The organism is Pseudoalteromonas sp. NZS11, from assembly GCF_015864765.1.
In the GTDB taxonomy this organism is placed as follows: Bacteria; Pseudomonadota; Gammaproteobacteria; order Enterobacterales; family Alteromonadaceae; genus Pseudoalteromonas; species Pseudoalteromonas arctica.
Window position 1 is genome coordinate 595,489 of sequence record NZ_JADYWP010000001.1, and the last position, 11,819, is coordinate 607,307.

9 protein-coding genes are annotated in these 11,819 nt (G+C 38.4%); 4 read left to right on the plus strand and 5 right to left on the minus strand.

The genetic code is table 11. The annotated features are described in order from the left end of the window. The first annotated feature begins 19 nt into the window (after positions 1-19). The gene (locus I6E82_RS02660; RefSeq protein WP_024589976.1) at positions 20-922 is read left to right on the plus strand and encodes a LysR substrate-binding domain-containing protein; all 903 of its coding nucleotides are present in this window, start codon (positions 20-22) and stop codon (positions 920-922) included. A 4-nt stretch (positions 923-926) separates the two neighbouring features. Here the strand turns inward: I6E82_RS02660 and I6E82_RS02665 are convergent, their stop codons facing one another. Then, complete coding sequence (locus I6E82_RS02665; RefSeq protein WP_197116647.1) at positions 927-2,120, minus strand: flagellar assembly protein FlgT; 1,194 nt, start codon at positions 2,118-2,120, stop codon at positions 927-929. Positions 2,121-2,260: 140 nt separating this feature from the next. Between I6E82_RS02665 and I6E82_RS02670 the strand changes: the two genes are divergently transcribed. The 3 genes from I6E82_RS02670 (at position 2,261) to I6E82_RS02680 (ending at position 5,529) form a co-directional block, all read left to right on the plus strand. Continuing rightward, positions 2,261-2,719 carry an LPP20 family lipoprotein gene (locus tag I6E82_RS02670; RefSeq protein ID WP_008168853.1) on the plus strand — a complete coding sequence of 153 codons (459 nt, stop codon included), beginning with the start codon at positions 2,261-2,263 and terminating at the stop codon, positions 2,717-2,719. 147 nt (positions 2,720-2,866) lie between these two features. Further along, the gene (locus tag I6E82_RS02675) at positions 2,867-3,574 is read left to right on the plus strand and encodes a transglutaminase-like cysteine peptidase (protein ID WP_024589974.1); all 708 of its coding nucleotides are present in this window, start codon (positions 2,867-2,869) and stop codon (positions 3,572-3,574) included. After that, positions 3,574-5,529, plus strand: a complete 1,956-nt coding sequence (locus tag I6E82_RS02680) for a bifunctional diguanylate cyclase/phosphodiesterase (protein ID WP_197116649.1) — start codon at positions 3,574-3,576, stop codon at positions 5,527-5,529. Before I6E82_RS02675 ends, I6E82_RS02680 begins: the two co-directional genes overlap by 1 nt. A 22-nt stretch (positions 5,530-5,551) precedes the next feature. Here I6E82_RS02680 and I6E82_RS02685 read toward each other — a convergent pair whose 3' ends face one another. The 4 genes from I6E82_RS02685 to I6E82_RS02700 form a co-directional block, all read right to left on the minus strand. After that, complete coding sequence (locus tag I6E82_RS02685) at positions 5,552-6,139, minus strand: response regulator transcription factor (RefSeq protein WP_024593175.1); 588 nt, start codon at positions 6,137-6,139, stop codon at positions 5,552-5,554. Positions 6,140-6,162: 23 nt separating this feature from the next. Further along, complete coding sequence (locus tag I6E82_RS02690) at positions 6,163-7,584, minus strand: HlyD family type I secretion periplasmic adaptor subunit (RefSeq protein WP_197116651.1); 1,422 nt, start codon at positions 7,582-7,584, stop codon at positions 6,163-6,165. Further along, complete coding sequence (locus tag I6E82_RS02695) at positions 7,581-9,719, minus strand: type I secretion system permease/ATPase (protein ID WP_197116653.1); 2,139 nt, start codon at positions 9,717-9,719, stop codon at positions 7,581-7,583. Before I6E82_RS02695 ends, I6E82_RS02690 begins: the two co-directional genes overlap by 4 nt. A 120-nt stretch (positions 9,720-9,839) precedes the next feature. Then, the gene (locus tag I6E82_RS02700) at positions 9,840-11,816 is read right to left on the minus strand and encodes a TolC family outer membrane protein (RefSeq protein ID WP_165727530.1); all 1,977 of its coding nucleotides are present in this window, start codon (positions 11,814-11,816) and stop codon (positions 9,840-9,842) included. Positions 11,817-11,819 lie beyond the last annotated feature (3 nt).

Below are 11,819 nucleotides of genomic sequence, written 5' to 3' on the forward strand. Positions count from 1 at the left end.
CTATCACGTAGAGCTGAATATGAACTTAAAAGATTTTGAATATGTAAAAGCAATAGCGCAATATAAACATTTTCGCAAAGCTGCCGATGCATGTTTTGTTAGTCAGCCTACATTAAGTGGTCAAGTAAAAAAACTCGAAAATGAGCTTGGCGTTACTTTGTTTGATCGCTCAACCAAGCAAGTTACCTTAACAGCAAAAGGTGAACGTTTGTTGACGCAAATAGAGATTATTTTAGAACAAACGCAAATACTCAAAGAACTTGCTGCTACTTCTAACGAGCCTCTACAAGGTAAATTAACTATTGGTATTATTCCTACCATTGCGCCTTACTTGTTGCCTGCGTTATTAACATCGATGAAAGCGGCATTTATTGATAGCCAGTTTTCGTTTATTGAGATGCAAACAGCAACAATTTTAGAAGCTTTAAACAAGGGTGAACTCGACTTTGCTATTTTAGCCGATGTGCCAGAGCTTATTAATTACCATACGGTTGCTTTATACAAAGAAGATTTTTTAGTGGCGGTATCACACGATAACGCGCTGTCTAAGCATAAAAAAGTAGCGCTGAGCGATCTTCAAGGATGCAGCCTATTAATGTTAAGTGATGGCCATTGCTTTAAAGATCAAGCCCAAAAGTTTTGTTTTTCTGCAGGAGTCGATGTATCTAACCAGTATAAAGGTAATAGTTTAGAAACATTATTAGCGTTAGTGGCTATGGATGACGGTATTACATTTGTACCAAAGTTGGCATGTACCGACCGTGTAGGGATTGATTACTTGCCTATATTCCCTAATCAGCAGCGTAATGTGGTGTTTGCATGCAGAAAGCATTATCCGCATTTATCTGGTGTAGAACAATTGGGCGAGTGGTTATCGGCTCACCCTAATTTAAAAGCTAAATTAACTAAAAAAGTTAATTAAATATTTAAAGGTTTTGGCTGATTATTTCTACAACATCGTTAATTTGCACGCCAGGTAGTGGTTTGTCATCAATACTGACAGCTACTGCAGTTTGCTGATAAAGCTGCTCTACGCGAATTTTATTAAGTGTGGTAATAGTGTGCGGCATAACATTACCTGCCGCGTCGGTTAAATAGTTATGGTGCGCAATGCTTAGCATTTGGCCTTTTTTTAACCCATGAGCTTTACCTAAGTTAATAACGATTTTGCTATTTTCCATATGCATTATTTTACCTTGAGTAGGTAAACACGCCATAGCTGCTTGAATGTCATAACTTACTGATTGGTTGATATCGGTTATGCTTTGCCCATAAGGTGATTGCCAAAACCTATCACTATTAACATCAACTATGGTTGTTTTTTCAAATGGCCAAATTGCTTGAGTATGGTAACTATTTTGCCAAAGTTGCTCATAGGTAGTGCCATCAAACAGTGCAAACTCAATGTTGTAACTGCGCTCATACGCCTCGTCTTGCCAAAATGCATAATCGTTATTGAGTTTGTCGCTAGTCGAAAGGCTGGTTATTTGGCTAAGCAGAACATATTGAGCGTTACTGCGCGAAGATATTTCTTCTAATTGGGCATTTGAATAGTCGTGCTGCTGCGAAAAGTATTTATCAACGCTTATTGCATTATTATAGTAAGCAATAGGTACTGCGCTCATTTTTGATTTTTGCAGGGAAGTAAAAATATTTTTGCTAATCGCTTTGCTTACGTCAAATATTTGACCCATTTTGGCGTGTTCACGATGAACAAGTTGGCTTTGTGTAACGGCCACAAACTTATTAAAACTATTTTGTGGGCATTGCTCTGTTTGAGAAAAAATATCGAGTCGTAATGTAACGGCAAATTTATTGTCGTATTTATTTTCGCTGACCAGTTCAATTTTTTGAATTTCGCCGTGGCTGCTAATTTTTAGCTGATCTTGCATTAACACGCCATCTACCAAGGTTTGCACCGAGCTAATCCGTGCGCCAGAGAACACTAACGCTTGTGTAATCGCATCTTTTATAGCGGCAGATTTAGCTGCGCTCGTATCACCATTTTGAACGTTCGCATGGCCTGTTGATTCATACCACTGCGCTTTAGTAAAAGGGGAGAAAGTTAATAATGCCGTTGCACTTAACCCTGCAAATGCCAATAATAAAAACGACTTCATACTTTTACTCCAATTAAACGTTAGCTATTAACTAGGTAGAGCAAGGACTGTACCAATGTTATTTGGTAATTATTAGTAATGCTATAAATGGCATTAAACGTGCATATGTACTGCTAATTACTATACAAGGGCTAAATGCTATGCGAGCAATTTCATTACTTATTACACTTGGGTGTTTAACCTTAGGTGGTTGTAGCAGCGTTTTTGATAAGCATGTTGAATATAAATATGTAGAGCCAAATAATTACCCCGTTTTAAAAGCGATAGGGTATGCACCTATTAGCTTGCAAAAAGGCGCTAACGCGTCGCAAAAGCAACTTATGGCAATTAAGGCTTCTAAGCTTGAGGCTTACCGCGAGCTTACTGAGCAAGTATATGGGCAAAAAATTACCGCAGGAACAACGGTGGAAGGTTCAATTGCTCAAGACGATTACCTAGAAAGTAAAGTGCAGGGGCTTATTAAAGGTGCACAAATAATTAAAACTTACGCAGTAGATGACACTTACGTGACCGAGCTTGAGCTTAATATGAAGCGTGTGCACGATTTATACATAGGTGAAGTAAAACCACGCGAAGTTAAAAAAGTAACTTATTACTAAATAGCCCAGTTAATTAAAAAAGTTATTCAAAATATCTCATCCTCTTATATTGAGTGCTATGCTGTTGTTAGGATTAATTTTTAAGCAGATTGCGTAGTGCTCAACAGATGTATTTTATTGCCACTTATATTAACAGTGGCTCTGTAAATGGCGTTTAAGCCAACTCATTTAAATCCTAAATTATTTATATGGTGCAAAGCCAATTTGCGCTACCTATTACTGTTTTTTGTACTCTCTAGTGGTGTGCTTGCAAGCCGACTAACTATTCAATTTAATACCTTTATTGAGCTGATGGGTCAAAAATATGGACCTGCGCGAGCGGCTGTTGCACGTAACTGGCAAAGTATGTTGGTACAAACTCAAAACAAACCAGAGCAACAACAAATTCTTATTGTTAATGATTTTTTTGCGCGTAATTTACGCTACCAAACTGATATTTTGCTATGGAAACAAAACGATTATTGGGCAACCCCTTTAGAAACGTTAGGCAGAGGCTTAGGTGATTGTGAAGATTACGCAATAGCAAAGTATATAAGCTTGAGAGCCCTAGGGGTGAGTGACGACAAGTTACGCCTTATTTATGTAAAAGCAAAAATTGCGGGCACTAACAAAACGCAAGCACATATGGTGTTAGGTTATTTTGCTACACCAAACGCTCAGCCACTTATTTTAGACAGTTTAATAACAAAGGTTTTACCTGCTGCAAAACGTGTAGATTTAAGCCCTGTTTTTAGCTTTAACAGCCAAGGTTTATGGGCTAATAATTCAACCAAAAGTGTAGCCAGCCCAACAGCAAGACTTTCACGCTGGCGTAAAATTTTGGAGCAGACAACCAAAGAAGGAGTTATGTGGTAATGGCATCATTTTCCTTATCTAAGTATCTTAAAAAACGAAAAATAACACTCAGGCAAGAGCTGTGGATTGCATTATTAATTGTTATTTTTGTAGGCTTTATAAGTAGTGTTTTAATTAGCACTAATTCGGCTAAAAGTTATTTTTCGACCCAGCTGTACTTAAAAAATGTAGATAACGCCAGTTCACTCGCGTTAATGATCAGCCAATTAGACAAAGACCCCGTTGAGCTTGAGTTATTAGTATCGGCCACATTTGATACCGGTCACTATAAGCGAATAGAACTACAAAACCCTAATGGTGAGGTGATTGTTAAACGCACGTTTACCGATGAACTTAAAGCGACGGCTCCGCAGTGGTTTAGATCAATGTATGGATTAAATGTACAGCCAGGGGTTGGGCAAGTAAATGATGGTTGGCAGCAGTTTGGTACTTTGTTTATAGAAAGCCATAGTCAATATGCTGAGCAAGCCTTATGGGAAAGTGCGCTTAAACTATTTTTTAGTTTTTTAATTGTCGCTTTTTTTGCTTGTATAGTTAGTGCTTACTTTTTAAGTAGGATATTAAAACCACTAGATGATGTTGTGTATCAGGCTAATGCATTTGGTGAAAAACGTTTTATTAAATCGAGCGTTCCGCGCACTTTTGAGTTTGCACGTTTAGTGCAATCAATGAACCAATTATCTACCCGTTTTAGCCGTATTATTAAAGAAGATAATAAACGTTTAGAAGAGCTTAGATTTAAATCGCAACACGATGAGCTAACTGGTTTAGCAAATAGAGAGTACTTTGGTGCAACGCTTGAGGCTCACTTACAAAAATCGAAAGATCATGCCCATGGTGCTTTGTTTTTATTTAGGGTTGTAAACCTCGATCGCGTAAGTGAGGAAGTGGGACGAGTAGAAATGGTTAACTTTCTACGTCGATTTTCACAGATGTTGGTTAGCTTCTTAGAGAGCAACCAAGAACACTTTTCTGAAAATTACATTGCACGTATTTCTCACAGCGATTTTACCGTTTTATTTAGTGATATTGATGATATTCAAGCAATCAGTGAACGTATTTTATTGATGCATCAATCGTTTGTTGAAGAGTATAAAAACGTTAAGCTAGCGATACCTCACAGCTGTACTTATATTCAAAAAGACGACACGCGATTTGATGTATTAAAGCGTGCGGATGAACTTTTAAAATCATCGGGTAAACGATCTGATGTACAAGCAAAAGTAGCTCAAATCAAGCAAGAAAGTGAGCTGTTTGATAATGCAACTAGCTGGAAAAATGCCATAGAAGAGGCACTCAACAATAATAATTTAGAAATAAATACTTACCCAGTAACTAGCTTTACAGGGCAGGTAATGCAAAATCAATTAGGGTTGAGCCTAAAGCTTGGTGGGCAAGTATACCGTGCTAGTTACTACTACCAGTGGGCTAACCGATTAAAGTTATTAGCGCGTTTAGATTGGGGTTTAATTAAGGCGTTGGTGGCTCATTATAGTATTGAGCCACCAAGTGAACTGATTTCGGTTGAATTATCTGCTCAAACGTTACTTGATGATGCTGCACTTGCTTCGATTCTTACGTACCTTTCGGCGTTTCCTGATTTAGCCTCTAAAATTTGTTTTGATATTCGTGAAAGTATTGCCGTTAGCGAAATTGAGATATTTAAAGATTTTTGTGAGCAGGCTCGATGTATGGGCGCTAAGGTAGCATTAAAACGTGTGGGCCCTGAATTTACTAAAATTAATAAAATTCAGGAATTTGGTCTTGAAATGATTAAGGTTGATAGCGTTTACGGACACAATATTAGTTACAGCCAAGATAACCAAACATTTCTGCGAGGAGTGTGCACGTTAGCGCATTCTATTGGCATTAAAGTGGTGGCTCAAGGTGTAACAAGCCAAGATGATATAGATACGCTTATTAACTTAGGTTTTGATGGGGTTATTAAAGAGTAAGTAATAGGCATTAACGGTGCGGTTAATGCCCTTTTACAACTAACATTAATTGAATACGGTCGCGAACTTTTAGCTTATTAAATATAGAGCTCATATGCTCTTTAATTGTGCGTTCTGTAATATTTAAAGATTCTGCAGCTTGCTTATTAGTTGCACCTGTTACAACAATATCAACTACTTGACGTTCTCGCTTTGTGAGTACATCAAGCTCGCATGTGCTCGCATATTTAAACGGTGTATTTGATAAAGCTCCTACTAAGTTAGATAGTAATTGCCCTGGTAACCATATTCCGCCAGCACAAATTGTCTCAAGTACTTGTTCAATAATTACTTTAGTAGCAAGTGCTTCTACGTACCCCCTAGCTCCTGCTTCAAGCGCACTTCTTAGTTGATTTATTTCTAGTTCGTTGGTCATAACTATAACCAGTAAACGTTGCTGAGAATACTTTTTAACAAGCTCAAGCCAATTAGGTGTGCCGGCCAAAACCCAAATAATACTTGATGCCGTGACTCTGTGTGGTTCTTTTGTGAATATCAAACAACCAGGAAACGCTGTATGCCAGTGTTTCGATTCAAATTCAGGCTGTGTAATAAAAATACTTTGGCGCATTACTTCTCCATTTATAAAATGTTTTAACGCTCTGTCATTGCTTGCGATGTAGCTCTAAGAACCGGTTTTAAAATATACTCAAGTACGGTTTTTTTACCGGTAATAATATCCACTTGAGTTGTCATTCCTGGAATAATAGTCAGCTCTTTTGAAAAATTATTTTTGGTGGTTTTTAGTTGCACCAAATAAAAGGTATTCTCGCGGTCATCTGTAATTGTATCGGCGCTAATATGTAATACTTCGGCTTCAAGGCCACCATATACGGCAAAGTCGTAGGCACTAAATTTTATCATTGCAGATTGACCAGGGCGTAAAAATGCAATGTCTTTAGGCGGGATTTTTGCCTCTACTACAAGTTGATCGTCAAGCGGGACAATTTCCATAACATCACTACCTGGCTGTAAAATACCGCCAACAGTATTAACTAATAATCGTTGTACAGTGCCTTTAACAGGAGAGCGTATTTCAGTTTGAGTTACTTTATCGGCTAAGCCAGATTCAGTTTCTTTAATTGAATCTAGTCGCAGTAGCGCTTCGGAGAGTTCATTGTTCCAGCGGTTAATCATAACGAGCTCAACTTCGGTTACCTTATTTTTAGCTTCGTTAATGGCCGAAAGACTCCTATTTATAACTGCTTTGGTTCTGTTTATCTCGCCGTTTAAATCAACTATTTGACGCTCTAAACGAATAATATCTATATCCGAAATAGCACCGGTGCGTAACAATGGGCGGGTCACTTTAAGCTCCCTGTTTGTTAAGCGTAGCGCGCTGGTATGTTGCTGAAGTGCCGCTTTTGCTTCAATATAATCTTGGTGTCGCTGCTCTAGTTGGCGTTTGTGTATACTTACCTGTTGCTTCAACTCTTGGCTGTTACTCAAATAAAGAGAGCGTTCGTGTTGAACCACCTGAGGTGCATTTTTTATAACATCTTCGTTAAATACGAGCTCCTTTTTTTGAGTGAGCGCTCTGAGCCTCGCAACTTTTGCACTTAACGATTCAACCTTGGATTGATTTTCTCTAAAGCTAGAAATAAAGCGGGTAGGGTCTATTTTAATGAGTACATCCCCCTCGTTTACTATTTGGCCTTCTCGGACATTTATTTTTTCGACCATACCGCCGTCATAAGATTGAATAAGCTGTAATTTATTAGAGGGAATAACACGGCCCTCGCCACGAGCAACTTCATCCAAATTAGCAAAGCCAGACCACACAATAAGGCATATAAACGTTAAACAAATTAGATAAAGTAGTAACCTAGCGCTTGCTGGTTCCTGCTGCATTTTTTCCCACTGTGCATCTACTACCCAGTCTTGAGTATTTGGCGGTGAAATCCATCCTTTAAATAGTTTATTAAATACGGATGGCTTACCTTGTTTTCTTGCTTCTATTGCTTTGCTAACAGATTCAAAAGAGCGTTGTTCAAGTGGTTTTTTGTTATCACTCATGAGGCTTGCTCCACGGTTTTATTATTTAACGCCGCAATTACTTTTTGTTTTGGTCCATCAGCAACTACTTTTCCGTTATCTAAAACTATAATACGGTCAACAAGCTCGAGTAATGATGAGCGGTGAGTCACTACAATTAGGGTTTTATCTTTAGAATAATTTTTTAAATTGTTAATAATTTTACTTTCACTATTGTGATCTAGCGATGAAGTTGGCTCATCTAGTAATAGTATTGGTGGGTCATTAATTATGGCTCTTGCCATACCTACTGCTTGGCGTTGTCCTCCTGATAATTGGCGGCCTTGCTCGCCTACTTGTAGATCAAATCCGTCTGGGTGCGAATTAATTAAATCAAATAATTGGCTTCGCTCACAGGCTTCAATAATTTGCTCGTCTTTGGCATGCCAAGCGCTTATCGTAAGGTTGTCTTTTAAGGTCCCATAAAACAGGGCAACGGTTTGCGGTACATAACCAATATTATGGCGAAGCTCTGCAGGGTCAATTTGATGTATATCGTTATTGTCCATCAAAATTGCTCCTGAACAGGGTTCATATAGCCCTAAAATAAGCTTTTCTAATGTACTTTTACCTGAGCCATTACGTCCTAAAATTGCAACTTTTTCACCAGCTTTAATTTTAAAACTAACGCCGTTGAGTGCATTATGAGATTCGTCAGAGTATTTAAAGCATACATCTTTAAATTCTATATCGCCCTTTAAAATAGGGTGGCTTAACCAATGCTTACCAGGTGGGCGCTCGACCTCTTTTTCCATAATCTCATTTAGTGACTGCATTGCTATTGCGGCATGATGATATTGCGCTAAAACAGCGGCTGACTGCCCAATAGGGCCCATAGCACGAGATGATAATAAGTAGGCTGCAATTAATCCGCCTTGAGTTAGCTCACCTTCAATAACGAGGTGTACGCCTATTATCATTATTATCACGCCTACACATTGTTGTATCCACGATGCTGTATTTGATATAGAGCTTGAAACGAGTCGGCTTTGTGCGTTTACTTGCGCAATGTAAATGGTCGACTTTTCCCATACAGATTGTGTTTTACACTCTGAGTGAAAACTTTTTACATCTTCAATATTGGTTAAACTTTCTACTAATACTGCATTTCGCATTGAGCTTGCTTTCATTGTTTGCTCTGAAAGGGCTTCAAGTTTGCGGTGTGCGGCTATAGCGTAAGCTAATAATATAAGTGCGCCCGCTATAATGGGTAAACTTAGAGGTACGCCAATAATGGCGATAACAATTAAATATAAAACTACGAATGGTAAGTCGACTAATGCGACAAGCGTTATGGAACTAAAAAAGTTACGTACAGCTTCAAATGATTGAATATTGCTTGCAAAGGAGCCAGCTGATGATGGACGGTTTTTTAGTTTCATACCTAATACCCGCTCCATAATTACAGCCGATACTTTTACATCTATTCTGCTTGCAGCAAGCTCTACAAAATAGCCTCTTACTAAGCGTAAAACAAAGTCAGCAGTGAGTGCTATTAAAATACCAATGGCAAGTACCCAAAGGGTTTCGGTTGCATGGTTGGGCACTACGCGGTCATATACATTCATTACAAATAAAGGCATAGCAACCGACAAAAAGCCCAACGCAATAGCTGAAATGATTACGTCTTTATAAAGTGAGCGGCATTCTTTAATTACTCCCCAAAACCATCCGTCTTTTGATAGTTTTTCAAGTACAGGTGTTCGCTCATCAAATGCAAATTCTGGTTGTGCATAAATAATTAAACCAACACTGTTGCCTGCTAATTCATCAATGCTTTGTTCGATAACTGATTCGGTAAGCTCTGGGTAAATTACACTCACCACCTGCTTATCGTAATCAATAGAATTAATAACACAGGCTTGATTGTCTTTTAAAATTAATATGGCAGGTAGCAGTGCTGTATTAATTTTTTGTAGTGGCTTATTAACTACTTTTGATTTAAAGCCAATGCGCTTTGCTGCGCGCGAAAAACCTGATGGAGTAAGATTTCCATCAGTTAGAGGAAGTCCATTTAATAGTGCTTCTCTTGAAAACTCTTTATCATGATGGCGACATAAAACTGCTAGGCAGTCAACGAGTATGCCACCATGATCAAGTACATCGTTTAATTCCATAAACCATCCAATGTTATGTAGAACTGCATGCGGTTGTTACTACTAAACCTAAACTCGAGAAATAAATTTAGCTTAAATATTTCAAGCCGAGTTTAGGTTATTTACATAACGTTAATTGACTTAGCTATCAGTAATTACAGCTTCGATACGTCGATTCGCAGCATTTGCTCTTACTGATATTTCGTTTACTCGAGGTTGATCAATACCGTACCCGAACGATTTAACACGTTTTGGTTTTATATCGAATTGTTTAATTAGAATTTCAGCAACAGCAAACGCACGTTTTTCAGATAGTTTGCGGTTATATGTTCGATCTCCATCTAGAGAAGCATGACCTTGTATTTCAACCTGCTTATTTGGATTTTCTTTTAAAAAATCTGCAAGCCGACTAATTTCTTGAATATATTGAGACCTTACATCGCTTGAGTCAGCAGAAAAAGGGATACCAATCTCTATATTCGAGGTTGATGCGCTATAAATTGTACAGCCAGATAAATCAACATTAGTTGACAGCGGCGTACTCGGACAAGTGTCTTGCTCGTTTGGTACGCCGTCACCATCATCATCTAAAAAGCTACTTTGTGTAGTGTCGGTTTCCAACGGTATATCTAAGTACCTTGGCATAGCGGTTACACTCATGTAGGCATTATCTTGCTTCGCTTTTTTTTGTAGAAATGCCTTGCGGCTAAAGGTGGTTGCTACATCGTAACTCGGACAAATATTTTGTGCGTTATGCACAATAGGATCGTCAGTTAGCTCTTTTAATGTAGGGTATTTACCTGACATTACGTCAAGTGCTGGCAATAATTTCCCCATTTCTTTTAGCATAGTTAAAATAGCCGATTGGCGGTCGTATAGCGCAACTATGTATGAACGTGTTGATTGGAACGATTCGTTTTCGGCATCAAGTACGTCTAGTAGAGTTCGTTGGCCTATATCAAATTGATCTTTATATGCAATTTTAACTTTAGTTGATGATTCGCGGTGTTGATTAAGCGCTGGCAACTTTTGCTCTAGTATAGTGACGTTGTAGTAGGCAATTTGCAGACTTTGACGAATATCAATACAGGCTTGATCTCGTTGATATTTTGCAATGTTTATATCTTGATAAGCTTGTTCTAAATTAGCGCTATCAAGACCACCGTTATACAAGTTATAACTAATATCTATGCCGACTCGCGCTTCTGTTCTGGTTTCATTTTGACCAAGCTCATCTCTATCTTGGCTACCGTAGCGGGCAGATAAATCTACGTTAGGATGAAAGGCCGCTTTTTGTGCTTTGGCGTTCGCTTTTTGCGCTTCAATATTATACAAAGAGGCATAAAATGAAGGGCTGTTTTTGTAGGCGACGTCTAGCGCTTGGTTAACCGAAATTGGTATATTGTTTTCATCAAGGTCAGCTTGCTTTATATCGTTCATAGGTAGCTCACCTACAACTCTTAGGTAGCGAGCGCTTACATCATGTAAATTTGAGTACTCCGTTAATACATTAGATTGCGCTAGAGATAAACGGCCACTAATTTGTTCTAGGTCTGCTGCGCGCGCTACACCGGCGCCTACGCTTTGCTCTATTTGTTGGTATACAGACTCGTGCTCTTGTAAATTAGCTTCTGCAAGTTGTACTAACTCCTTGAATTTTTGTACGTCAAGTAGTGCAATCGAGGCTTCAAGTGCTGTTTGTTCTGTTTGAGAAATAAGCTCAAAGTACCTAATAAGTTGAATACGTTTAAAACGGTCAACTGTATTAGATGTTCTAAAACCGTCATAAAGCATTTGAGTAACGCTTAATTCGGCTGTATTACGGTTATATTCTTCTTCAATACCGTAATTTCTTCTTTCATATCCTGCACTTGCTGATACATCAACACTTGGTAAATAACCTGAACGGGCAGCATCCACTCCATAAATAGAAGATTTAAAAGCATGCCATGCTTCTTGTACTTCAGGATTGTTTTCAATCGCTTTACTTGAGACGTATGTAAGTGGCATTGCTGATTGTTCGTTTGCATGCACGTAGTTTGATAAAGTTACGGCTGTAATCGCTAATCCGATTAACATAGTCCCTTGATGCTTTTTAAAAGTGTTTTTTATAATCATTTC

Bases quoted from the DNA above. Each gene is read 5' to 3' on its own strand.
- I6E82_RS02700 (WP_165727530.1), bottom strand. From the start codon at position 11,816: ATGATTATAAAAAACACTTTTAAAAAGCATCAAGGGACTATGTTAATC.
- I6E82_RS02670 (WP_008168853.1), top strand. From the start codon at position 2,261: ATGCGAGCAATTTCATTACTTATTACACTTGGGTGTTTAACCTTAGGT.
- I6E82_RS02660 (WP_024589976.1), top strand. From the start codon at position 20: ATGAACTTAAAAGATTTTGAATATGTAAAAGCAATAGCGCAATATAAA.
- I6E82_RS02690 (WP_197116651.1), bottom strand. From the start codon at position 7,584: ATGAGTGATAACAAAAAACCACTTGAACAACGCTCTTTTGAATCTGTT.
- I6E82_RS02685 (WP_024593175.1), bottom strand. From the start codon at position 6,139: ATGCGCCAAAGTATTTTTATTACACAGCCTGAATTTGAATCGAAACAC.
- I6E82_RS02695 (WP_197116653.1), bottom strand. From the start codon at position 9,719: ATGGAATTAAACGATGTACTTGATCATGGTGGCATACTCGTTGACTGC.
- I6E82_RS02675 (WP_024589974.1), top strand. From the start codon at position 2,867: ATGGCGTTTAAGCCAACTCATTTAAATCCTAAATTATTTATATGGTGC.
- I6E82_RS02665 (WP_197116647.1), bottom strand. From the start codon at position 2,120: ATGAAGTCGTTTTTATTATTGGCATTTGCAGGGTTAAGTGCAACGGCA.
- I6E82_RS02680 (WP_197116649.1), top strand. From the start codon at position 3,574: ATGGCATCATTTTCCTTATCTAAGTATCTTAAAAAACGAAAAATAACA.